The 25,014-nt window shown below is 33.8% G+C and carries 22 protein-coding genes; 2 read left to right on the forward strand and 20 right to left on the reverse strand.

Annotation, left to right across the window (positions count from 1 at the left end; all coding sequences use genetic code 11):
- The first annotated feature begins 12 nt into the window (after positions 1–12).
- Positions 13–378, forward strand: a complete 366-nt coding sequence (locus BC748_RS08620) for a cupin domain-containing protein (RefSeq protein WP_133533087.1) — start codon at positions 13–15, stop codon at positions 376–378.
- A 16-nt stretch (positions 379–394) separates the two neighbouring features.
- On the opposite strand, the gene BC748_RS08625 is transcribed toward BC748_RS08620, so the two are convergent.
- From BC748_RS08625 to BC748_RS08705, 17 genes are all read right to left on the reverse strand, one after another.
- Complete coding sequence (locus BC748_RS08625) at positions 395–1,744, reverse strand: FAD-dependent oxidoreductase (protein ID WP_133533088.1); 1,350 nt, start codon at positions 1,742–1,744, stop codon at positions 395–397.
- Between the two features lie 75 nt (positions 1,745–1,819).
- A complete protein-coding gene (locus BC748_RS08630; protein ID WP_133533089.1) occupies positions 1,820–4,207 on the reverse strand; it encodes a penicillin acylase family protein in 2,388 nt (795 codons plus the stop codon).
- Between the two features lie 104 nt (positions 4,208–4,311).
- On the reverse strand, positions 4,312–5,400 hold the full coding sequence (locus tag BC748_RS08635; protein WP_133533090.1) for an agmatinase family protein: 1,089 nt from the start codon (positions 5,398–5,400) through the stop codon (positions 4,312–4,314).
- 43 nt (positions 5,401–5,443) lie between these two features.
- Positions 5,444–6,724, reverse strand: a complete 1,281-nt coding sequence (gene kynU, locus BC748_RS08640; protein ID WP_133533091.1) for a kynureninase — start codon at positions 6,722–6,724, stop codon at positions 5,444–5,446.
- 251 nt (positions 6,725–6,975) lie between these two features.
- Entirely contained in the window at positions 6,976–8,025 is a 1,050-nt protein-coding gene (gene queA, locus BC748_RS08645; RefSeq protein WP_133533092.1) for a tRNA preQ1(34) S-adenosylmethionine ribosyltransferase-isomerase QueA, read from the reverse strand.
- A 135-nt stretch (positions 8,026–8,160) separates the two neighbouring features.
- Positions 8,161–9,411: a 3-phosphoshikimate 1-carboxyvinyltransferase gene (gene aroA / locus BC748_RS08650; RefSeq protein ID WP_133533093.1), complete on the reverse strand. Its 1,251-nt coding sequence runs from the start codon at positions 9,409–9,411 to the stop codon at positions 8,161–8,163.
- Complete coding sequence (locus BC748_RS08655) at positions 9,411–9,737, reverse strand: DMT family transporter (RefSeq protein WP_133533094.1); 327 nt, start codon at positions 9,735–9,737, stop codon at positions 9,411–9,413. Before BC748_RS08655 ends, aroA begins: the two co-directional genes overlap by 1 nt.
- A gap of 58 nt (positions 9,738–9,795) precedes the next feature.
- On the reverse strand, positions 9,796–10,122 hold the full coding sequence (locus BC748_RS08660; RefSeq protein WP_133533095.1) for a nucleotide pyrophosphohydrolase: 327 nt from the start codon (positions 10,120–10,122) through the stop codon (positions 9,796–9,798).
- A gap of 45 nt (positions 10,123–10,167) precedes the next feature.
- Complete coding sequence (locus BC748_RS08665) at positions 10,168–12,639, reverse strand: hypothetical protein (protein ID WP_133533096.1); 2,472 nt, start codon at positions 12,637–12,639, stop codon at positions 10,168–10,170.
- Between the two features lie 421 nt (positions 12,640–13,060).
- Positions 13,061–13,552, reverse strand: a complete 492-nt coding sequence (locus BC748_RS08670; protein ID WP_133533097.1) for a hypothetical protein — start codon at positions 13,550–13,552, stop codon at positions 13,061–13,063.
- A 105-nt stretch (positions 13,553–13,657) separates the two neighbouring features.
- Positions 13,658–14,110 (reverse strand): D-aminoacyl-tRNA deacylase, encoded by a 453-nt coding sequence (gene dtd, locus BC748_RS08675; RefSeq protein WP_133533098.1) that lies wholly within the window; start codon positions 14,108–14,110, stop codon positions 13,658–13,660.
- A 78-nt stretch (positions 14,111–14,188) separates the two neighbouring features.
- Positions 14,189–15,166, reverse strand: coding sequence for a ribosome small subunit-dependent GTPase A (gene rsgA / locus BC748_RS08680; protein WP_133533099.1), 978 nt, complete (start codon positions 15,164–15,166; stop codon positions 14,189–14,191).
- 140 nt (positions 15,167–15,306) lie between these two features.
- On the reverse strand, positions 15,307–15,831 hold the full coding sequence (locus BC748_RS08685; RefSeq protein WP_133533100.1) for a hypothetical protein: 525 nt from the start codon (positions 15,829–15,831) through the stop codon (positions 15,307–15,309).
- Positions 15,832–15,914: 83 nt separating this feature from the next.
- Positions 15,915–17,000, reverse strand: a complete 1,086-nt coding sequence (locus tag BC748_RS08690) for a bifunctional 3-deoxy-7-phosphoheptulonate synthase/chorismate mutase type II (RefSeq protein ID WP_133533101.1) — start codon at positions 16,998–17,000, stop codon at positions 15,915–15,917.
- A gap of 85 nt (positions 17,001–17,085) precedes the next feature.
- Complete coding sequence (locus BC748_RS08695) at positions 17,086–17,925, reverse strand: prephenate dehydrogenase (RefSeq protein ID WP_133533102.1); 840 nt, start codon at positions 17,923–17,925, stop codon at positions 17,086–17,088.
- Positions 17,922–19,070: a pyridoxal phosphate-dependent aminotransferase gene (locus BC748_RS08700; protein WP_133533103.1), complete on the reverse strand. Its 1,149-nt coding sequence runs from the start codon at positions 19,068–19,070 to the stop codon at positions 17,922–17,924. The genes BC748_RS08695 and BC748_RS08700 overlap by 4 nt, the downstream gene beginning before the upstream one ends.
- A 52-nt stretch (positions 19,071–19,122) precedes the next feature.
- A complete protein-coding gene (locus BC748_RS08705) occupies positions 19,123–19,950 on the reverse strand; it encodes a prephenate dehydratase (protein ID WP_133533104.1) in 828 nt (275 codons plus the stop codon).
- Positions 19,951–20,254: 304 nt separating this feature from the next.
- Between BC748_RS08705 and gldA the strand changes: the two genes are divergently transcribed.
- On the forward strand, positions 20,255–21,160 hold the full coding sequence (gene gldA, locus BC748_RS08710; RefSeq protein ID WP_133533105.1) for a gliding motility-associated ABC transporter ATP-binding subunit GldA: 906 nt from the start codon (positions 20,255–20,257) through the stop codon (positions 21,158–21,160).
- Positions 21,161–21,327: 167 nt separating this feature from the next.
- Here the strand turns inward: gldA and BC748_RS08715 are convergent, their stop codons facing one another.
- From BC748_RS08715 to BC748_RS08725, 3 genes are all read right to left on the reverse strand, one after another.
- On the reverse strand, positions 21,328–22,077 hold the full coding sequence (locus BC748_RS08715) for a head GIN domain-containing protein (protein ID WP_133533106.1): 750 nt from the start codon (positions 22,075–22,077) through the stop codon (positions 21,328–21,330).
- Positions 22,078–22,087: 10 nt separating this feature from the next.
- On the reverse strand, positions 22,088–23,176 hold the full coding sequence (locus BC748_RS08720) for an acyloxyacyl hydrolase (RefSeq protein ID WP_133533107.1): 1,089 nt from the start codon (positions 23,174–23,176) through the stop codon (positions 22,088–22,090).
- A gap of 244 nt (positions 23,177–23,420) precedes the next feature.
- Positions 23,421–25,001 carry a T9SS type A sorting domain-containing protein gene (locus BC748_RS08725; RefSeq protein ID WP_133533108.1) on the reverse strand — a complete coding sequence of 527 codons (1,581 nt, stop codon included), beginning with the start codon at positions 24,999–25,001 and terminating at the stop codon, positions 23,421–23,423.
- Positions 25,002–25,014: the final 13 nt, after the last annotated feature.

Genomic DNA, 25,014 nt, shown 5'->3' on the forward strand with positions numbered 1-25,014 from the left:
AATAGTAATTAAATGAAAAAATATTTTATCCAAAAAACACCATTTGTAGTTCCGACTACTGATGGGAAAATAATTGAAGAACATCACGGAAAAGTGGCAACAGCTAATGAAGAAATTTCGATTGCACACATGATTGCACCACCAAAATGGAGCGAACCGTTTCAAACACCAGAATTTGAAGAATACACTTATATCATTTCGGGTAAAAAGCAATTTATTATAGAAGATGAAACAGTAATTCTTGAAGCTGGACAATCCATCAAAATTGAGAAAAACACTCGAGTTCAATATTCCAATCCGTTTGATGAACCTTGTGAGTATATCGCTATTTGCAAACCATCATTTGATTTTACAAAAGTACATCGGGAAGAGAATTAGTATTCAGTCGCAGTTTTCAGTGGTCAGTTTTTAATTTTGTAAAAATAAAATTTTCAACTTCTTCTGAATTCCATTTTTCATGAATGTTATCCATTTGCATCACTTCCTCCATAATTTTATTTTGAAAGTCGCCAATGGCTAATGCTTCTGAATAAGGTTGCAAACTAAAAGTTACTCGACTGTATAGCGGCATCCATTTTTCAGGATATTTGTCTGAAAACCATTTTTCAATTTTCTTTTGAAGAAGGAATTTTTCATCAGCGGTTTTCGAACTCATTTCCATAAAATTTCGATAGGAAAGTTCGGCAATAGCATCTGCATTTGGTTTTCTCGAGTTTTCATAGTCGTTTAGCAAATTCGCCCAATCATCGCCATATTGTTCAATCATTTGATTTAAAACGGTAATGTCTTCAAATCCAGCGTTCATTCCATGACCATAAAATGGAACTATTGCATGGCAAGCATCGCCAATAAGTGCTACTTTATTACTGTATGTCCATGGAAAACATTTCATTGTGACCAAATAACTTGTAGGATTTTTAAAGAAATCTTCCACAAGATTTGGAATTACTTCTTTTGTGTCTGGAAAATGTTTCGCGAAAAAAGCAACCAGTTGTTCTGTTGTTTTTAATTCTTCAAAAGAATTTTCGCCATCATGTGGCATAAACAAGGTACAGGTGAAACTCCCATTTGGATTAGCTAACGCCATGAGCATGAAATTTCCTCTTGGCCAAATGTGTAAGGCGTTTTTATTTAGTTTGTGCGTTCCATCTGGATTTGCAGGAATATTTAATTCTTTATACCCAATATTTAAAAATTCTTGCGAATAATTAAACATACTTTGACGTTGCATTCTGTGTCTAATTCTGGAGAAAGCGCCATCAGCACCAAATGTCAAGTCGTAGTCTTTTGTAGTCCATTCGCCTCTTTCGGTTTCACCGATTGATATTGTTGCTGTTGTTAAATCGACATCCCAAACTTTTTGTTCAAAGAAAAACTCAACTCCAGCTTGTTCGGCTAAATCGACCATTTTTTTATTCAACAAACCTCTAGAAAGCGAGTAAATTACTTCGCCATCTTTGCCATAAAATTGCTCGTTTACAGTATCAATACCCGTGTGGATTGCTCTTTTTTCAACAGGAATTCCAATACCAAGAACTTCGTCTTCTAATCCAACATCTTTGAGTGCTTTTATTCCTCTGTCAGACAATACAAGATTGATGGAACGACCTGAGAAATTAATTTTTCTAATATCAGGACTTCTATCGTAAACGTGAACCGTGTGACCTAATTTTTTAAGATATATTGCCAATAAAGTTCCAACTAATCCAGAACCTACAACGGCTATTTTTTTGGGAGTTTGCATTATAATTGTATAAGCGGTTTTGCAAATTTATTGTTTTTTCTCCGTTTTGTCATTCTGACGAAGGAAGAATCTCAATTATCTTTTTTTAGTAAAAATCAATTTAGTCGAAGTTTCTAAAATCTCTTTCCTATTCATTTTCATTTTCCTGAACTGACCTTTATTGTACATTTCGGTTTGGTCGCTGTAGTGTTTACTCATAGGATTACCAGAATTTCCAGTTGGCAAAATGGATACTGAATTTTCAACATCAGAGAAATCAATAATTCTTCGGGTTGATGGTCCAGCTTTTACGATATGCTCTTGATTATCTGTATAGGTAAATGCTAGATTATTAATGACTTCATTGCTTCCTGCGATGTCAAATTTTCCCACATTGAAAAAGGAACGAAATAATTTTACTTGACCAATTGGGTGAACATGTTCAAGTTTATGAACTTTGTCCCAAGTCCATGAATTTATGTCTTTACCTAATTGATTTTCAAGTGAAAAAATTGCTTCTTCTAATGATTTTGTCAAGATAGTTGAACGATTTTCTTTTTTGTCTTTTGTAGCAATATTATCCCACCAAATGGAATTCTCGTTAGCCATTTGCGGTTCAATAATTTGTTTCACAATATGTGTAGCGAGCAAAGCTTCGAAGTCTTTTTTACCTAATTCATCTTCAAAAGTGTTTTTCAAATAATGATAAATGAATTTATTATAAATGGTTGGTGCAATATCATTTTCGTTGTTTGAACCATTCCAATTGGATAAAATCGAAAAAGCAATTTGAGTGTTTTTACTTTTATTTTTTAAATTTATTTGCGGAAGAACAGTCGAAACGACAAACGAACTTCGGGAAGAAGTATTGTCAACAATCATTTTTTCGACATCCGTTTTTGTCCAATTATTTTTTGGCGCAAGTAAATTGTCAATTCGTTCGGCTCTGTCTTTTGGCAAATAATAACCTGGATACAAATAACCATCAATTACTTCTGTTTGATTGTTTGCCGAATACAAATAATTCCAGCTTGGGTTCAAAGCCGAAGGATTTTTAGCAAAAGGCAAAAACTCTTTTTGATCGTCAATTCCATTCGAACCATTTAGTATGAAATTGGGATTGATGGATTTGTTTAATTTATATAATTTCCCCGAAGCTGTCCATGAAATATTGTTTTTTGCATCTCCATACATAATATTCAAACCTGGCGCATGAACGAGTTTGATACTTTTTCTAAAATCGTCAACATTTTTGGAATGCGAAAGATGATACACAGCATCTAAAATTTCATTTTTTTCTTGTGTATAAATCCAAGACATCGCAATTGGTTTTTCGGAAGAAATGGTGTTCATCACATCATTCATAATTGGTCCGTGAATGCTTTCTTTAACTTTCAAAATAATGTCTGAACTGTCTTTAACTTTTATTGTTTTTTTACGAACTGTATAATTTTTATACTCGTTTTTATACTTATACTGATTTGGGTTTTTTGGGTTATTTTCTTCCTGAAATAAGTCAATATCATCGTTTTCAAACATGGTTAAACCATAAGCATAATCGCGGTTATGACCTAAAAGCGGAAATGGTGTTCCAGCAAGATAATAACCATAGATTTCGTAGTTTGGTGTGGCAATATGCGCTTCAAACCAAGTACAAGGTTGGGCAAAACTAATATGTGGATCATTTGCAAAAATCACTTTGCCGTTTTTGGTTTTTTGAGAACCAATAATCCAACTATTACTCCCAATGAATGGCTGAACGGTTGCATTATCAAGTAAGGCATTGACTGTTCGTGAAATTTCGGCATAATCGCTGGGTTTTCCATCATAACTTTTTAATTGAACTGTTCCAAAAGAACCATCTAATCCAAAATCTTTCAGATATTCTGAACCAAGATTATTGCGAATATCAGTCATTAACGGATCGGTTTTTTGCGCCATTGCGAAACTAAAAGACATAAACCCGAAAATATTGTAAACATCTTTGAGTGTAAATGGTTTTTTCTCTAATCCTAATAAAGTGAATTCAACGGGTGTTTTCCCGTTTTCTAAATACTGATTAATACCGTCGAGATAAGCCAATGTCAGTTTGTAGGTTTCGGAGTTTTTATCAATTTGTGTGATAGTTTTTTCGGAGTTTTCATCGATGCCAAGTCCAGCAAAAAACATATCGGTTTTGGAAACTTTATTGCCAAAAAGTTCGGCTAATCTTCCCGGAGCAATTCGACGGAGCAATTCCATTTGCCATAATCTGTCTTGCGCATGAACATAACCTAAAACGGTCATCGCATCTTTTTCGGAATTAGCATAAATATGCGGAATACCATAATCGTCAAAATAGACTTCGGTTGTAGTGGAAATATTTTTGATGGCAACTTCACCTTCGTATTGTGGCTTGGTTGAAAGAAGATAAAAGTAAATGCCTAAAGCTATAATTAGTAATAATGAAAATAAGACGAGGAGTATTTTTTTGATTTTTTTCATGGGAAATAGGTATGAAAATCAAATGTAGAAAATAAACCATTAAGAAATTAAGAAAAGTTAAGAGTAAAACTTAATGAAACTTAATTTCTTAATGGTTTTAAAAATCATTTTCTAGGAAATTCAATTCTTTTTCCAGTATTCAAGCCGTTGTTTTTTGCTAAAACGCCACACATGTGGAACAACATTCGAGCACCAACATTTCCGTCCCAATCGTCGGTTTCGCCTGGCGCAACTTCAACCAAGTCAAATCCGATGATTTCTTTGCCACTTTCGGCTAATTTGTTGAATAAATAGGTGGCTTGTTCAAAGGAAAATCCACCTGGAACTGGCGTTCCGGTATTTGGACAATACCATGGATACATTCCGTCGATGTCGAAAGAAATACATACTTTTTGTGGCAATGAAGCAATAATTACATCGCATTGTTCTGCCCAAGTTTTACCTTCAAAAGTTTCTTTTTTTAAATCAGCATCGGTGTTTAGTAAAACTCTTCCGTTTTGAGATTTTACAACATCTACTTCTTGTTCACAGAAATCACGAATTCCAACCTGAACTAGTTTTGAAATTTGTGGAAGTTGCAGCGCATTATACATTATCGAAGCGTGAGAATAGGTAAAACCTTCGTAGGCAATGCGCAAATCCATGTGAGCATCGAGATGTAAAATCCCAAAATTATCGTGAATGCTTGCCAAAGCTTCGTAGTAACCCAACGGCGTTGAATGATCACCACCAAGAAGCACAACTTTTTTGCCTTGTTTCATCCAATGCAACACTTTTTCTTTTACTTCGGTGTGCAATTCGCGGCATACTTTGTTGATTTTGTCCAAATCGGCTTGCAATGCAGGATAGGTTTCAATGGCTTCGCCACTTTCGAGCATTTCGATAATTGGTTGTGCCAATTCTTTGTATTTATCAGAATTGGTTTTCCAATGTGATGGTGCTTCGTCGAGATAAATTCCCAATTTCCATAGTTCTGGAAAATCTTGATGATTTAAATCGACTTGAAATGATGCGTCTAAAATGGCATTTGGACCTTCTGAAGCTCCAGCTCCATAACTTACGGTAACTTCCCATGGCACAGGAATTACAATAATTTCACTTTGTTCGGCTGAAAAGGGTAATCCGAAAACGGTTGCATCGGCTAATCCTGGTTGTGAAGGATCGAAATTGGCAATAATTTGTTCTTTTGTCATGTCATTGCGAGGAACGAAGCAATCGCATCGTTCTTTGGTTTAATTATTTATGTAATGATTGTATTCCTTGTTTTAATCTTTGTCCAAATTCATACATGTCTTCATAGGAAGTATATAATGGAACTGGTGCAAGACGTATTACGTTTGGTTCGCGCCAATCGGTAATTACGCCGTTGCTCATTAAATAGTCAAACAAACTTCTGCCTTCGCCATGAAGAAATACTGATAATTGACAAGCTCTTTCATCTTGGTTTGAAGGTGTGATTATTTCAAAAGTGCTATCAACTTCTTTGTCTATTTCGTGAAGAATGAATTCCAGATAAGCTGTGATTTGATTTCTTTTAGCGATAAGTTTTTCCATTCCAACTTCGGCAAACATCTCTACTGATGCGAGATATGGCGCAAGTGATAAAACTGGTAAATTGGAAACTTGCCAACCATCAGCGCTTTCGATTGGATCAAAAATAGGTTCCATTTTGAAACGCTTTTCTTTTTTTTGCGACCACCAACCGGCAAATCTTGGCAGATTGGATTGATGGTGTTTTTCGTGAACGAAACAGCCTGAAGCATTTCCTGGTCCAGAATTCATATATTTATATGAACACCAAGCGGCGAAATCTACGTTCCAATCGTGGAGTTCTAGTTCTATATTTCCTGTTGCGTGAGCCAAATCAAAACCTACGTTTGCTCCAACTTTGTGTCCAGCTTCGGTAATGGTTTTCATGTCGAAAACTTGTCCAGTATAGTAGTTTACTCCGCCAAAAAGTACTAATGCTAACTCATCGCCAACTTCTTCAATTTTGGCTAAAATGTCTTCTAAGCGAATGTTATGTTCGCCTTTGCGTCTTTTAATTTCGACAATGGCATCTTCAGGATTAAATCCGTGATGATTGACTTGCGATTGAAACATATATTGGTCTGATGGAAATGCTTTTTCTTCGCAAATGATTTTGTAGCGTGTTTTAGTAGGTCGATAAAAAGAGACCATCAATAGGTGAAGATTTACCGTTAAGGTGTTCATCACGGTAATTTCGGATGGTTTTGCACCAACGATTTTACTAAGTGGTTCGGCAAAACGCTCGTGATAATCCCACCAAGGTTTTTCGGCATAGAAATGTCCTTCGACTGCTAGATTTGCCCAATCGTTCATTACTTCATCGACATATTTTTTTGCTGATTTTGGTTGTAAGCCAAGAGAGTTTCCTGTGAAATAAATTACGTTTTTGCCTTGATGTTGTGGAAAAATGAATTCGTTTCTATAGTTTTTCAGTTCGTCTTGAGAGTCTAATTGTTGAGCGAATTCGCGGGTATTTTGAAATTTCATTATTGTTCGTTGTTTGGATGGTAAAAATAGAGAAAAGTGAAAAGAGAAAAGAAAAAAGTGTAAAGAAATTTAAATGGTTTGTTTTTTAGCCCTGATAGTAGTGGAAATCCTTTTTTGAATTGTTTTTTCAATTCAAAAAAGATTGTAACGAATAGCAGGAAAATGGTTTATAAAGTGCCTAGTGTTTGGCTTCAAAAAAAAAAATCTCACCATTGCTGATGAGATTTAATATTTTAAAAAAGGAATGTCGATTATAAAATCAACATTGCGTCGCCATAAGAATAAAACTTATATTTTTCTTTGATGGCTTCTTCGTATGCTTTTTTCATTAAATCATGTCCACAAAATGCGGAAACCATCATTAATAATGTAGATTTTGGTGTATGGAAATTGGTTACCATAGCATCTGCAATACTAAAATCATAAGGTGGAAAAATGAATTTATTTGTCCAACCATCAAATGGGTTTAGTGTTCTTTGTGACGATACTGAACTTTCAATAGCTCTCATGGATGTTGTTCCGATGCAGCAGATTTTTTTCTTTTTTGCTTTGGCATCGTTAACGATATCACATGCTTCTTGAGTGATTTTTAGTTCTTCTGAGTCCATTTTGTGTTTTGACAAATCTTCAACTTCTACTGGATTGAATGTTCCAAGTCCAACGTGAAGTGTTACTTCGGCAAAGTCTATTCCTTTAATTTCTAAACGTTTTAATAAGTGTTTAGAGAAGTGCAAACCAGCAGTTGGTGCCGCAACTGCGCCTTCTTCTTTTGCATAAATAGTTTGATAACGTTCCGCATCTTCATCAGTTACTTCACGATTGATGTATTTTGGAATTGGTGTTTCTCCTAATTCTAATAATTTTATTCTGAAATCTTCATAGGAACCGTCGTAAAGGAAACGTAATGTTCTTCCGCGAGAAGTTGTATTATCAATTACTTCTGCTACTAATGAATCGTCATCGCCAAAATATAATTTATTTCCTATACGGATTTTACGCGCTGGATCAACTAAAACATCCCAAAGACGTTGCTCTGCATTTAATTCTCTTAATAAGAAAACTTCAATTCTTGCTCCGGTTTTTTCTTTGTTTCCATACATACGCGCAGGAAAAACTTTGGTATTGTTTAAAATCATTACATCTCCATCATCAAAATAGTCGATGATGTCTTTGAATAATTTGTGTTCTATTTGTCCTGTTTTTCTGTGTACAACCATTAAACGTGATTCGTCACGATTTTCTGCTGGATATTCGGCAAGTAATTCCGTTGGGAGATTAAAATTAAAATGAGATAATTTCATATAAAGTTATTAGTGAATAGTAATTAGTGAATAGATTTCACTACTTCTAATTTTCTGGTTGCAAATATACTATTGTCAAAGAGCCTTTGTCAAGTGTTTTGATGTTTATTTTGAAAAGATTATCAGATTGTTGGATTATAAGTGAGATGCAATAGTAAATCCTACACTTTTTAAATCATCCCAAAACGTTGGATAGGATTTTGAAACTACTTCGGCTTCATCAATAATAATTGGAACTTTTAATACCAATGGTGCAAAAGCCATCGCCATTCGATGGTCTTGATAGGTTTTGATGCTGATGCTTTCGTTGATTATTTCTGATGGTTCTAAAGTCAAGCTGTCATTGGTAACAGAAATGGTTGCTCCAAGTTTTGTTAGTTCGTTTTTCAACGCTTCCAATCTATCGGTTTCTTTGATTTTCAAGGTATGTAATCCTGTTAGATGACAGCCAATTCCTAATCCGAAACAGGTTACAGCAATGGTTTGAGCGATGTCGGGTGATGATTGAAGATTGAAGAGTAACGATTTTTGATTTTTGAAATTGATTTTTGAAATTGAAATTGAATTATCATTATTGAAAACAGTTTCAACGCCAAAGTTTTTATAGATTTCAACCAAAGCTGCATCGCCTTGCAAACTATTTTGTTTGTAGCTTGACAGTGTAATTTGGGTTCCAATTTCGGATAAAGCAACGATGGAAAACCAATAAGAAGCGGAAGACCAATCCGATTCAATTGTGAGTTGTGAATTGTGAATTGTGAATTGTGGTTTGACTATAATTTTATCTTCAATAAATGAAGTTTCTATTCCAATTTCATTGAGCAAAGCCAAGGTCATCTTGATGTATGGAATTGATGTAATTTCGCCTTCGAGGGTTAGTTCTAAGCCATTTTCTAGCTTTGGTGCAATTAATAAAAGTGCTGAAATATATTGACTGCTTACGTTTGCTGGAAGTGAAACTTTGTTATTTGTCAATTTTTTTCCTATGATTTTTATTGGTGGAAATCCTTCTTTTTCTTCATAAGTAATTTCGGCTCCGAGTTGCTGCAAGGCTTCAACCAAAATTTTTATTGGTCGTTCTTTCATTCGTGGTGAACCAGTTAAAACAAAGTCTTTCCCTTCCTGAATGGCAAAATAGGCCGTAAGAAAACGCATGGCAGTTCCAGCGTGGTGAACATCTATTAATTGTAAATGGTCAGTGGTGAATTGTGAATTTAATGCTTTCAACATTACGTCGCTATCATCAGAATTGGAAGTGTTTTCTAAAGTAATATTTGGATATAAGGCTTGTAGCAATAGTAATCGGTTGGTTTCTGACTTGCTTCCAGTGATTTTGACGATTGACTTTTGACTTTTGACTTTTGACTTTTGAAGATGTATATTCATTATTTTGAAACGACTTTTAGTCCGATGATTGAGATTATTAATGTGCTTATGAAGAAAACACGCCAAAATGTAGCTGGTTCTTTAAATACCAATATGCCGACAAGTACACTTCCCACGGCGCCAATTCCTGTCCAAACGGCATAGGCAGTTCCGATGGGTAATTCTTTAGTTACTTTTACTAATAGCACCATACTAATAGTTAGGCAGATTAGAAAACCAGCATACCAAAGCCACATGGTTGTTCCAGTCGTTTCTTTGGCTTTGCCTAAGCAAGTTGCAAAAGCGACTTCGAATAATCCTGCTATTATTAATAGTATCCAGTTCATTTTTTTAATTGTGATTTGTGAATTATGAATGGTGAATTATAGAATTTACAATTCACCATTATTTCAGCTTCTCGTTATTATGATGTCTGTCGTGGTCGCGGTTGGTTTTTAAATCCATTTTTTTGTCGAAAGCCGCTTGAAGGTCAATACCGGTTTGATTGGCGAGACACAACACTACAAAAACTACATCGGCAAGTTCTTCGCCAAGGTCTTTGTTTTTATCGCTTTCTTTTTCGGATTGTTCTCCATAACGACGTGCAATGATGCGAGCCACTTCGCCAACTTCTTCCGTGAGTTGTGCCATGTTGGTCAATTCATTAAAATAGCGAACACCGTGGTTTTTTATCCAGTTATCTACTTCGAGTTGGGAGTTTTTTATATCCATAATTTTGAATTGTGAATGGTGAGTTGTGAATTGTGATTTTACTATTTACTCCTTTAAAAACCCATATTCATATACTTTGGGTTTTATTTTATCTGCTAAAACTGCCAGTTTGTTTCTTAACTCAGCAATTAGTTGTGTATAAGTTGCATCATCACTTTTTGAATTCATTCTGCCTTTATCGTTTCTTCCTTGAAAATATTCTCTGATGTCATATAGAGAAGCGTTCACATTTACGTCTTTTTGTGCGTGGTAGTATTTCCATAGTTCGCGACCAGCATCAAAAACGGCTGTGGCTTCTTCTGAAAATTGCAATGGTTGATTAACTTTATGTGATTGCTTCGCCAGTTCGCTATCGCTCGTGTCCTCCTGCGTCGGAATGACAAAAAGGTCGTTAGTTGTAATTTCTTGCTTTATCTTGCCTTTTATAAAATCGGTCATGAAATTACTTTCAAACTTGGCTTGGGCATTGACTTCATATTCTGTAAATGGTATCCAATGGTTGGTGCCTTCAGAACTTGTAATTCTATTTTGACCGTGAAAAAGCGTGTAAGCTAAACAATCGTTTTGAAATTCAATATCATTTTGCCAACCGTCATTTGGAAATAAATATTGGTCTCTATCATTAATCCAAATTGCATCTATACAATTTCGAATTGAAAAGTAGATTGAACCTACAATTAAATTATTCTTATTGAAATTGAAAAAATTAAAATGCTCAATGCCTTTATTAATAGACAAATACAATTGACTATCATGTTGAAAATCAGGTGATGGATTTCCCATAAATGAGATGCCATTTTGTGTTTTCTCATCAAAAAGTTTTATCCATTTGTTAATATTGTTTGGTAATTCTCCGTAAAAATTTTTAGTAGAATTATAATTTCCTTTTCTGTCGAAAACATCGGTAGAAATAGTATTTATTTTAGATTTATTGGCTGTATTCCAGATGGTAAACCCAATAGGAAATTTGCCTTTTACATTATCAAAAGTATCGCCGGGAACAATAAACCCACTTACATAGTCTGCTAAAAAGTAATCTTTAAATTTCTTGAAATTTGAACCATTTATGAATTTCATTTTTGAAAATTGACCTAAAATACATCCTGGTATTTTTTCATAAATATTCGCCATGAATAATGCAAAAATCTCATTAGAAGCGTTACCTATTTTGGGTTTTAAAATTTCATTTATTTTAAAGTTTGTAGTTACTCCACTTTTATTTTCTCCTGTTCCTGACACGGTTTTTGAAGAAGTTGCTTCCGCATAAGGCGGATTAATATAAATTACCAACTTTTTTCGCTTTTCTTCATTATTAATAATGTCTTGCAAACTTTGTGGTAGCTTGGAAAAATCATCATTTAAAAAATCAAATTGAAACACATTGTTTTTAAGCAAGTTGGCACCGTGGTCGATGCGCTCGTGCATTACGTTTACATCGGCTTGGTCTAGTGTGCTGGCGTAAATGTTGTATTTGTTGGTTAGACCAGCTAAAAGGTTTCCTGTACCAGCGGCACAATCCCATATATAATAATCGTCTTGCCAGTTTTCACCCAAATAATCAGTCAAATATTTTTGTGATAATTCTACCCAAATACGTGGTGTAAAAAATGCTCCTTTGCGCTCTCTGATGTCTTGCGGCACTAGTAAATCTCGGCGTTCTATTATGTAATCTTGAAATTCTTTAAGCGGTGGTCGTTTGTAGCGTTTCCAAAAATGCAAATAGGTGTCTTTGTTTTTTAGCGTAATGGTGGCGTCAAACATTTGCTTGATGTTTTCTTTGGCTATTTTATACCCTTCATTTTGAAACATTACAAACAAATTTTCACGAATAGATAAATCGTCTCCAATAGTTTGGGTGTCTTTGTCATCTACAAATAAATCGGCAAGATAAAAATCGCTGTCTAGTATATTGGCTTTTTTTAAATCGTCCCAATTGACACCAATGATGGGTTTTATTATTTCTAACCATCTTAAATAAATAGGGATAAAGTTGTTTTTATCAATCTTTAATTTGCTAGCTGTTGTGGCTTTGGCAACATTATTTTTTATAAACGCTTGGAGTTCTTTTTCGTCTTTTTCATAATCATAAACATACGTATCTCGTTTTAGAGTTGCCTCAACACGTTGTTTAATCAACTGAAATTCTTTAGTTTCGTGATTACTTGGTGTAACGTTCCAATTGAAATCGTTTAGGTAAAAAATATCTTGTATATTGATGTAGGGAACAAACGCTATTTTTTTGAAATCAAATGCTCCCAAAAAAGCAGGTGGCATGGTTTTATCAAACGTTCGTGCTTTGCCAATGGTTAAAATTAACTGCACAAACATAGTAGCTACATCAAAATTACCCGTTTTGGCTTCTGCCCAAAGCAACGGTGTGCGTCCAAATAAATTATCTTGTTGTGGAAAAACAGTAAAATCGATGTTGCCAAGAATTTCGGTAGTATCAAATTGCTTGAACCAATCGGCTCCTACTTTATTCTTTAGTTCTTCTTCGCGAATGTTTTTATATTTCATTTTGAAATTTTAGTTCCTAAAAACAAATATAACTAGAAATATGGATTGAAAATAGTGGATTGAAAATGATTTTATGCAAAAAACGTCAACGATGGCGTTGTTTACGTCAAGTTTGACGTCCGCGATGTCAAATTTGGCGTCCGTGACGTCAACGATGGCGTCCGTGACGTCAAATTTGACGTCATGTAACGTATAATTTGACGTTGTTGATGTCAAAAATGGCGTCGGCGACGTCAAATTTGGCGTCCGTGACGTCAAATTTGACGTTTTTGAGTGTTTTTCTAAAATAAAAACCCCTTTCAGATAATCTGAAAGGGGAAGTTATCATTTTGTCTTCTTGACAAAGGAAACATCTGATATAGTATTGACGTTTTATTTTCTTGTGTGATTCTTCGTGCCTCAGAATGACAAAACAGAAAATCTAGGTTGCAGGTGGAACATCCGTTGTAGTTGGTGTGGTTCCTGTTCTGTTGAAAAACTGTGCCATTTCGTTTATCTTGGTTTCAAAACCTGCGGCTTTTGTTCCTGCTTTGTATTGGCTATAACCATAATCGGTTAATGCCGCTTGATAGTTGTCATAATCATGAAGGATTTTGTTGTTGTTTAATCCATCAATTAAGTTTTGCAACCTCGAAATGGCTGCATTGATAAACATACGCGAGTCGTAGTCGTTTTGAAATTCGTCCCAATCTACATCGTTGCTGCTCAAGCTTGGCTGACTGGTACGGTAATCATGCGCTTTGTTTACAATGAGTTTGTTTTGCTCGTTGATGCTTCCATACTTTTTTCGTTCTTCTGCCGAAAGGTTCTTGAACTTAGCGGATAATGTTTCCTCTAGTGCTGAAATGGTTTCAAATACTGAGGCTTTTTCCTCAGTAGAATAATGGTTGTTGTTTAAATTTTCAAATGGCATACTGTAATTTTTTAAGTTAATATTATTTGAATTCATCAAACTTAACTATCAGTATGGATTTGTTTTGTACATTATCATATAATGATATGTAAAACTATTTCTACATTATTCTTTATTTTTACTATCAATAATAATTGTAACTGGACCATCGTTTAAGAGTGCAACTTTCATGTCGGCACCAAATTGACCGGTTTGTACTTTTTTGCCTAATTCGGTTTCCATTTTAGAAATGAATGTTTCATATAATGGAATGGCAATTTCGGGTTTAGCGGCTTTTATATACGACGGACGATTTCCTTTTTTAGTCAATGCGTGAAGGGTAAATTGGCTAACGATAATCATTTCGCCATCTATGTCTTTTAGTGATAAATTCATCACCTGATTTTCATCGCCAAAAATTCTGAGGTTAACAATTTTGGAGGTTAACCAATCAATATCTTCTTGATTATCGGCTTCTTCAATTCCGAGTAAAACCAATAATCCGCTGTTGATTTCGGCAACGATTTTGTTGTTAATGGTTACGGATGCTTTCGATACACGTTGTAGAACTACTTTCATTTGGATTAACGATTGAAGATTAACCGTTTTTGATTTATAAATTTTTAAATCTGAATACTAAAAACTGAATACTGAACATTATTTCCTCGTTTCATCGCTCGCAATTCTATCATCGTTGTAAACATCTTGTCGGTAATGTTCGTCATCGCCTTCGAGGATTTTTAAATAGCTGTTATATCTAGACCATGCTATTTTATTGTTTTCTAAAGCGTCTTTCACGGCGCAATGTGGTTCATCTTTGTGAAGACAATTATTGAATTTGCATTGTTCTTTTAGTTTAAAAAACTCTGGAAAATAATCGCTGATTTCTGCTGATTCCATATCAACAATTCCAAATCCTTTAATACCTGGCGTGTCAATAATTTTGGCATCAAAGGACAAATCATACATTTCGGCAAAAGTTGTGGTATGTTGACCTTGCTTACTTTGTTCGGAAATGTGTTTGGTTTTAAGGTTCAAATTGGGTTCCAATGCGTTAACCAAAGTTGATTTCCCAACACCTGAATGTCCTGAAAACATACTGGTTTTTCCAATCATCATTTCTTTGAGTTGGTCTAGTCCTTTTTTCTCTGTCGAGGATATCTTTAAACATTTATAACCAATTTGAGAATAGACATATTGAAGGTATAACTGTTCATCAATCATCGCCTCATCATGAGTGTCTATTTTATTAAAAATCAAAACGGCTTCAATGCCATAAGCTTCAGCAGTGACAAGAAATCTATCAATAAAACTGGTTGTTGTTGGTGGATTATTGATGGTAATCAACAAAAAAACTACGTCAATATTCGACGCAATGATGTGAGTTTGCTTAGAAAGATTAACTGATTTTCTAACAATGTAATTCTTTCTCGGGTGAATGTTATGAATTTGCCCAACGGTTTCATCGGTAGTTTCATCAAGTTCAAAATCTACCACATCGCCAACCGCAATTGGGTTGGTACTTTTGATGCCTTTCATACGGAATTTTCCTTTGATACGGCATTCAAAGAACTCGTTATCATCTGTTTTTACGGTATAAAAACTTCCGGTAGATTTATAAACTGTTCCTGTCATTCTTTAATTATGTGTTGTGAATTGTGAATTGTGAACTTCGCAAAGGTAAAAAAATGTATTTGGTTATGGTTTAAAGTTATGGCAAATAAAAAAGGTTGCCAATTTTGACAACCTTTTTTATTTATAATTCTAAACTTGAATTAGTATTTGTAAGCAACACCTGTTTTGATTGCTTGTGAACCACCAAGTGCGTTAGAGTTTGCTCCAACAGTAGTTTTATCAGCAGTCAACAAAACGAAAGGACAACCTTGTTTTGCAGCATCCATTTTCAATTTCTTTTGTGCTTTTTTATCTCCAGTGTTTCCTGTTTGAAAATTAATCAAACCTGTTTTTCCACGAACTTCACCTACTTTTTTCAAACCTGCGATGTATGACTTATCTTCAAGGATTACTACTTTTTCCCAATCATCTTCACCATTGATAACGATTTTTTCTGTTACTTGTTCAACTCTTTTTGTTTTACCATATACAATTTTTTCAACAGCATATTTTCCAATTGTATTTTCTGCATCTTCACCATCATACTTAAAAACAACTGTGTATTCGTCTAGTCTAATAACTTTCCCTTCCACTGTTTCTCCACTGTGTTTTGTGATTACATCAACTTGAGCATTTGCTATTCCAAAGCCAAATACTAAGGCAAGAACTAAAATAATTTTTTTCATTTGGTATAAAATTTTGTGTTAATACTATTATTTCGCAATGATACAAAAAATAATGTAAATATTTAATACGTAAAATGACGTATTTATTTTTGATTAAAAATTTTCTCTTGGTGCGTAATACTCTCTTGGTGAATAGCTTTGAAAAACTGAATGATAAATTCTTCACTCAATCCTTTTTGGCTACCATCGTTAACCATTTTATCTAGAATTTCGTTCCAACGCTTGTTTTGTAAAACGGCTACATTCTTCTCTTTTTTCAGAGCTCCAATATCTTCTGCTACTTTCATTCTTTTGCCAATAACATCCAATAATTTAGCATCAAATTCATCTATTTTACTTCTCAGTTTTGCTAACTTGATTTGATATTCATCGGCATCATCGGTTTCTTTTCTGATGGTTAAATCAAAAATGATTTGTTTCAATCGCTCAGGAGTTACTTGTTGTGCAGCATCACTCCAAGCGTTGTCAGGATCGATATGGGTTTCGATAATCATTCCGTCATAATTCAAATCCAATGCTTCTTGCGTTACTTGAAAAATCATGTCGCGATTTCCTGTAATGTGCGACGGATCAATAATTAATGGAATATCTGGGAATCGATTTTGAAAATCAATTGCAATTTGCCATTCAGGATTGTTACGGTATTTTGTTTTTTCATAAGTCGAAAACCCTCTGTGAATCACTCCAAGATTTTTGATATTGGCATTATACAAACGTTCCACACCACCAATCCACAAAGCCAAATCTGGATTTACGGGATTTTTTACTAACACAATTTTTTCTGTATTTTGCAAAGCATCAGCAATTTCTTGAACTGCAAACGGATTTACAGTTGTTCGTGCTCCAATCCACAAAATATCAATATCGTGTTCTAAAGCTAATTTCACGTGAGCTGCTGTTGCCACTTCAATTGCCATTTTCAAACCTGTTTCGGCTTTGGCTTTTTGTAACCATTTCAACCCTATTTCACCGACACCTTCAAATCCGCCTGGACGTGTTCTTGGTTTCCAAATTCCTGCTCTAAAAATCGATACTTTTGAATCTTTCAATTCACGAGCAATTTTCAATACTTGTTCTTCTGTTTCTGCACTACAAGGTCCAGCGATTACTAGCGGATGTGGTAAATTAAAATTGTTTAACCACGTTCTCATTTCTTTGTTGTTTTCCATTTTTTTTAATTTGAGAGAAAAGAAGCAAGAATAAAGAGAAAAGACTAAACAATTAATCTTGCATCTTTCTTCTTGTCTCTATTATCTATTTCAATATTTCTTTAATTCTATTCGTATTCTGCATTTCATTATAAACTTCGTCATAATTATCTTCTTCTAATAATTTCTTGAAGTTTGATAAATTCTGAATGTATTCTTCAAGTGATTTTACAACTTGCTTTTTATTTTGTTTAAAAATCGGTGTCCACATAGCTGGTGAACTCTTGGCTAAACGAACTGTGCTTTCAAATCCAGAACCTGCCATGTCAAAAATATCCTGTTCGTCTTTTTCCTTTTCTATCACTGTTTTTCCAAGCATAAACGAACTTATATGCGACAAATGTGATACATAAGCAATGTGTTTGTCATGCGATTTTGGATCCATATATCGAATGCGCATGCCCAGTTTTTTAAATAAATCCATCGCTGTTTCCTGCAACTTAAAAGTCGTTTTTTCGACTTCGCAAATGATGTTTGTCTTGTCTTCATACAATCCTTTGATGGCTGCTTTTGGACCTGAAAATTCGGTTCCAGCAATAGGATGGCAAGCTAAAAAATTTCTCCTTCTTGGATGATTTTGTATGGCTTCACATATTGGATTTTTAGTTGAACCAACATCAAAAACTAAGGTTTGCTCTCCAATTTTATTTAAAATCTCGGGCAAAATTACTAAAGCAACATCAACTGGAACAGCAACAATTACTAAATCTGCGTTAATTAAATCATTTTCGGTTGCTTTTTGGTCGATGATTCCGAGTCTTATTGCTTCTTCAAGATGGTTTTCGTTGGCATCTATCCCGAATATCTTTGCCTCATCATAAATTGATTTTATGTCTAATGCCATTGAACCGCCGATTAATCCTGTTCCTATTATAAATACTTTCATAACTTAAATCTTTTTATTGCTTCCAAAATGTTTTCTTCTTTCACACATAATGAAAAACGAATATAACCTTCACCATTGCTACCAAAAATGGTTCCTGGAGTTAGGAAAATATGTTTTTCATATAACAAATCATCTATGAATTCTTCAGATTGAATTCCGGTTGGTAATTTTGCCCAAACGAACATTCCGACAGCGTTTTTATCGAAGGTACAGTTCATTTTTTCTGCTAATTCAAATATCAAATTTCTTCTTTTGGTATAAATTTCATTCTGACTTTTGAACCAATCTTTTCCTAATTTTAAAGCGGCAATTGCTCCTTTTTGAATTCCGTAGAACATTCCCGAATCCATGTTGCTTTTTACTTTTAAAATCGCATCGATTAAAGTGGCATTTCCCGAAACCATTCCGACGCGCCAACCTGCCATATTGAATGTTTTACTTAGTGAATTTAATTCTAACGCTATTTCTTTTGAACCTTCTATCTGAAAAATAGACAACGGATTTTCGTTTAAAACAAAACTATACGGATTGTCATTCACAATTAAAATGTTGTGCTTTTTTCCAAAATCGATTAGTTTTTGATACAATTCTAAAGTGGCATTGGCACCAGTTGGCATGTGTGGATAAGAAACCCACATCAATTTCACTTTTGATATATCTTGTTGTTCTATTTTTTCAAAGTCAGGTTGCCAATTATTATTTTCTTTTAAATCATAATAAACCGCTTTCGCTTGAACCAATTCGGTTACAGAAGCATACGTTGGATAACCTGGATTTGGAATTAAAACTTCGTCGCCTTTATTTAAAAAAGCCAATGAAATATGCATAATTCCTTCTTTCGAACCCATTAATGGCAAAATTTCATTTGTCGAATTTAATTCAACCTTGAAATTAGTAGCATAGAAGTCGGCGAAACCTTGACGTAATTCTGGCAAACCCTGATAACTTTGATATTCGTGGGCTTTTTCATCAAACATTGCCTTTTGAATGGCTTCAATTACAGACGATTGTGGAGCCAAATCTGGACTTCCAATTCCCATATTAATGATAGGTTTTCCATCGGACATGAGTTGTCTTACTTCTTTTAATTTTCTGGAGAAGTAGTATTCTTGAACGGTTTCTAGTCTTTTTGCTGTTTTTATCATTTTATTTTGCCACAGATTTAACGGATTATACTGATTTTTAAAGTTGTTATTGCTATTGCTTTTTGCTTTTGTATTCTCCCAAAACCTTGAAATGATTGGTCATTATTTCTAAAATCTTGACGGCTTTTTCATAATGTTTGTATTTCTCAAAAACCACATCAACAAAAAAAGAATATTGAAAAGGAGTTTCAATTATAGGCATCGATTGGATTTTGGTTAGATTTAATTTGCAATTCGTCATTACGTTTAATACTGTTGCCAAACTTCCTGGCGTGTCTTCTAATTCAAATTTTATAGATGCTTTGTTGATTTCTTCTTTATTTATCTGATTGGTTTCTTTACTTATGATAAAAAAACGTGTCATGTTGTTATTTACCGTTTGGATTTCTGGAGCGATTATGTTTAAATCATATAATTCTGCCGCGACTTTACTTCCAATGGCTGCAATTCCTTTAATTTGATTTTGATGAATACGTCGCGCAGTTTCGGCAGTATCCTTATCTTCAACTAATTTAATATTTGGATGTTTTTTCAAGAAATCCATACATTGCAATAACGCCATTGGATGGGAATGAACTTCCTGAATTTCATCTAGTTTCTGCCCATTTAGAACCATCAAATTTTGAATGATATCCAAATAATATTCACCGATAATGTGGAAATTATTTTTATCAATTAAGGCGTAATTTGGAATAATCGAACCAGCGATAGAATTTTCAATTGCCATTACAGCCAGTTGCGCTTGATTTTTCAGCAAACTATCAGCAAGTGCTTCAAATGATAAACACTCATCAACCTGAACATTTTCTTGAAAATATTCTAGAGCAACTTGATGATGGAATGATCCTCTTATTCCTTGTATGGCTATTTTTTCTTTCATTTTAGTCAAAAAAAAATCCCGATTTTCATCGGGATTGTACTTTATATTTGTTTCAAATTTACTTTTTAACATATAGTAATACTAATCCCTTTTTCTGTCCAAAGAAGAAATAAAAGAAATAGTTATAATATGTTGTGAAATTTGTATTCATTTTGTTTTTATGTTTTGCTAATGTAGGAAAAAAAGTTGTACGATAATCAAAAAAATAAAAAAAGTTACGTAAACGTTTTCGTAGTTATCATAAAATCGGGAATTTTTCGTTATACTTTTATTAATTACTACATTTGCGTTAAATAGTCTTATTATGTCAATAGAAGTTCAAAATATTTCAAAAAGTTATGGTGCTCAAAAAGCACTAGACAATGTTTCATTTTCTGTAAAAAAAGGTGAAATTGTTGGTTTCCTTGGTCCGAATGGTGCTGGAAAATCTACGTTGATGAAAATTTTGACTACTTATATTAATTCGGATGAAGGAAAAGCTTCCGTAAATGGTAATGATGTAACCGATAATCAGAAAGCGGTGCAACAATCGGTTGGCTATTTACCAGAACACAATCCGTTGTATTTGGATTTGTATGTTCGTGAGTATTTAGAATTCAATGCTGATGTATATAAAGTAGCTAAATCGAGAATTGAAGAAGTAATTCAATTAACTGGTTTAACGGCTGAAAGTCATAAAAAAATTGGTCAATTATCTAAAGGTTATCGTCAGCGTGTTGGATTAGCAACGGCTTTATTACACAATCCTGATGTTTTGATTTTGGACGAACCAACAACAGGACTTGACCCAAATCAATTGGTTGAAATTAGAAATGTGATTAAAAACGTTGGTAAAAACAAGACGGTTTTTCTTTCTACACATATTATGCAAGAGGTTGAAGCTATTTGCGACCGAGTTATCATTATCAATAACGGAAAAATAGTTACGGATAAAAAGTTAGACAAATTGGTTTCGGATATTGTGGAACAAGTGATTGAAGTTGAGTTTGATAGAGCGATAGACGAAGCTTTATTTTCAAAATTATCTGATTTAAAAACGTTCAAGAATACTCATGATAATGTTTGGGAATTGATTTTTGAAACGGAAGAAGACAAACGTCCTTCTGTATTTGATTTTGCTCAAGAAAATGGTTTGCGTGCACTGCAATTGTCTTTGAAAAATAAAAACTTGGAGCAGATTTTTAGAGAGAAAACGAGTAAAAAAAGTTAGAAGTACAATTTACGAAGTACGAGATTTAGCCCTGATAGTAGTGGAAAGCTTTTTGAAACGGGAAGCTATTTTTGTTGCTAGAAAAAAGCGACCAAAGGAAGCTCTTTTTTTAGCGTACAAAAATAGCTTAACGTGAAAAAACTTGAAACGGATAGCAGGATTAGCTTCTAATTATACAGCACATTTCCTTGATATAACTCTTGAACCTCAACTATTGGTGGAATATTTTTTAGAATAATATTTCCTGTGCTGTTCATTATTCCTGTGATTTTTTCGATTGGATGAACAATCATATCGTTGGAACCGCGGTGATAGACTTTAATTTCTTTGGCTAAAAAATCCTCAGCTTCTATGCGTCCGTCACCAAAATAGAAGTTGAATTCGGCTATTTCGGTTTGTCCAGTAAGATAAAATCGAGACACATTATTGTTGGCAATAGTCAAAGCGGTATTGTCGATGTTTAGGATAAAATCGCCTGTTCCTGCGCCGCTTTCGCCATCGGCATCTTTGTCTAACGAGAGAAAATATAGATTTGGAAAAGTCAATACGCCATTGGAACTGATTTTTCTATCGGTTTTTGAATAGACTTCTTCAAGTGTTGGCGTGGTAACTAAAATTTTGGTTTGACCATAATCACGAACCCAATTGCAACTCGTATTGTCTTTGAAAATAAGTTGGTCACCATTTTGTTTTACTTCAATATTATCGATAAAATTTTTGCCAGCAACTATTTGAACTTTGTATTCTGTTCCTTGCGTAATAATCACTTCGATGCCACGATATACTTTTATCCTTTTAAAGTTAGTAACTTGAATTTCTTTGGTTATGATGGTTCCAGAACTTTCGATACAATCGCTTGGTTTTTCACAGGAGTTGAAAATAAAGAATACAAATAGTACTAAAGATAACTTTTTCATGAGTATAGTTTTAAAGTCTGTAACCAATGCCAAATTCTAAAGCTTCTGCTAAAAAAAGGTGTGTTTTGATTGTAAATCCACCAAAAATTTTATTGGTAAAATAATATTTTATACCAACTCTATCATAAACTGGAATGTCTTTTTTGAAAGGTTGATAGACGTAAAAACCAAGCTGTGCTTCGAGTGAAATTCGGTTAATTAATAACTCGTGACCAACAAAAACGCCGACTCTTTTATAGTCTGTGTTGGCGTCAATATTTTGGTCTGGATAAGCAACCGAATAATATTTTATGTATTCTTTAATGGATTCTGTCAAAAACAATTCGGCTCCAAATTGTAGTGCGGTTTTTCTATTCAATCTTTTGTCAGCATAAAAACCGATATGGTAAAACGGAAATTGTCCGCTATTGACAATAGGATTTTCATTGACACCTGTTCTAAAAATAAAGTTATACTTTATTGGTTCTTTATATGATTTTTTGACTTGAGTTGTATCTGCAATTCGGTTAAAATCTTTCGAAAAATTATAATTTACACCTACATTTAATAGATAAGTGTTTATTCCGCTATTTGGCGATTTTACTCTTCCGTTAGAATAATGTGTGAATAAAATTCCGGCGTGAAATCCAATATTTTTGAAAAGTGTTTGATTATCATAGGTAAATCCGAAATTAGTATTTCCCATTAATTTACTTCCAAATGCTTTGTTTTTGCTGTTATCCACTTTGTCATAAGGATTGGTTGTCATTGCAATTCCCTGAGAAAGTTTGAATTGAAGTTGTCTTTTCCAAAAATAAAAATTATAAAAAGCACCTACAGCATAATTTTGTCCCAAAGGCTGACTTTTAAAGTCTTGATATAAAAAATAACCTCCATATTCAGGATAATTATACGCCTGATGCCATTCTTTTGAACCGTCTGTTTTTTTGCCAAAATTGATCATTATTCCATCCGGATGACCATTTACTAAATGATACATATCTTCAGTATGCGGCAAAGCATTTCCTCTCAACAGCGATACATCCAGCGTGAATGGACTCTTATTTTGCCCAAAAATAGAAAAAGAAGAAAACAAAAAAAGAAGGTAAAACTTCCTCATCCTAAAAATTTAAGTCACAAATATAACAGATTATATTAAGAATTGATATCTAAAAAACCTGTAAAGCAATAACTTTGAGATTTACTTGTTTTCGATTTTGTAATAGTGTATAATCGAAATTACTGATAGAAAATGAGTCCATTTAAACGAATTATAAGGATTATTTTTATATAAAAATTAATCCTTACTTAACTTTTTTTTTGATTTAATTAATCGTTTTAGTAACATTTTTTAAGTTTTTCAATTATTCTTTTATTACTTTCTTAAACACATTTGAACCATCTTCTTTAAGAATTTTAACTATATAAACGCCGTTAGGATAATTTGAAAAGTTGATTTTTTCAACATTAGCATGAGTTGCTATAGCTTTACCTTGTATGTTTAATATCGTAGTTTTTGTTGCAACAAACCCAAGGTTAAGAAACTCTTTGGTTGGGTTAGGATAAACAGTAATAGTTTTTTCTTCAAAATCATCAACAGTCAAAACGCTAAAATTTATATACTTGAACAAGGTTGAACCCACTAAAACTGATAATTTTCCATCGTTTTGAACATGCAAAGCTCTTGCCCAATCAAATGCTACAATATCATTAAGATAAACCCCGTTTGTCATAAAAGTATTGTCCCTAGTAGCATCAGCATTTAATCGAACAATACTATAATTATAAAGATTACCCGTTCTTACTGTCGCTAAGATTATATATTTGCCATCTGGCAATTTGTCAATATGTTTGGCACCAATTCCTGGATAACTTGCAGCACCAACAGATTCGTGGTTCGGAACGGTTATTACGCTTATATTTTTTCCGTCGGTGCTAAACGTGGTATCTAAAATTCCATTTTCGGTTAATTTGGCAAAAGCTACACCCGATGATAATCGCTGTCCGGTAAGCATCATTGAGTTATCAGATTCAAAAAAAATCTTCATTGCCGAGGTATTTCCTCCAAAATCGACTGTTGCACTTCCGTTTGTACCAAATGATGTATCTAAAACACCATTGCTGTCTATTTTTGTAACCAGCAATTGAGAATTTGATGGACTTGTTGACCCAAAAAGTAATAATGAATTATTTGTTGATTGATATACACTCGAAAAAAGATCAACACCAGTTACAGACAGTTGAAAAATTCCGTTGTTGGCAAAAGTTGTATCTAATGTTCCATTTTCTAAAAATCTAATTGCCGTGGCTGCACCATCATATAAATTTACACCAATGTCCCAATATATATAACCAACAGCTATTACTCTATTTTGACTATCAATAATTACGTCAAACAACCTTTCATCGTTAGTATCGGCACTATTTTCATAATAAAGGTTGCTAATAAAAAATCCATTGTTGGCAAAAGTGTTATCTTTTGTACCATTGGCATTAAGTCGGCACACAAAAACTTCATAATCACGGCTAAAAACACCGATAGTATATTTTCTACCAACTAATATTATTCTGCCATTGGCATCAGTGTTTACTCCATAAACTTCAAATCTGTCTCTGTAAAAATTACTTTGAATTAGTGCTGTACCGTCTGTACCAAAAGTACTGTCCAAAGTGCCATTTTCTAAATATTTTCTTATGCCAATTGTAGGTGCTAAATTTACAGATTGTGTGCTATAATACGGATTTAATGTATAAGGCACCAATATTGAGTTGTCTGCCATAAAAAATGGCGAATTAGAAATTCCTAATCCACCACCAGTGTAGGTATTGTAACTTTGTAATCCTGTATTATTTATTCCTTCATTCGCATATGTCGTATCTAAACTTAATTGAGGATGGACACAAAAAGGCAATAGCACACATAAACAACATAAAAAAAATCTCATAACTTATTGATTT

The organism is Flavobacterium dankookense, from assembly GCF_004362665.1.
In the GTDB taxonomy this organism is placed as follows: domain Bacteria; phylum Bacteroidota; class Bacteroidia; order Flavobacteriales; family Flavobacteriaceae; genus Flavobacterium; species Flavobacterium dankookense.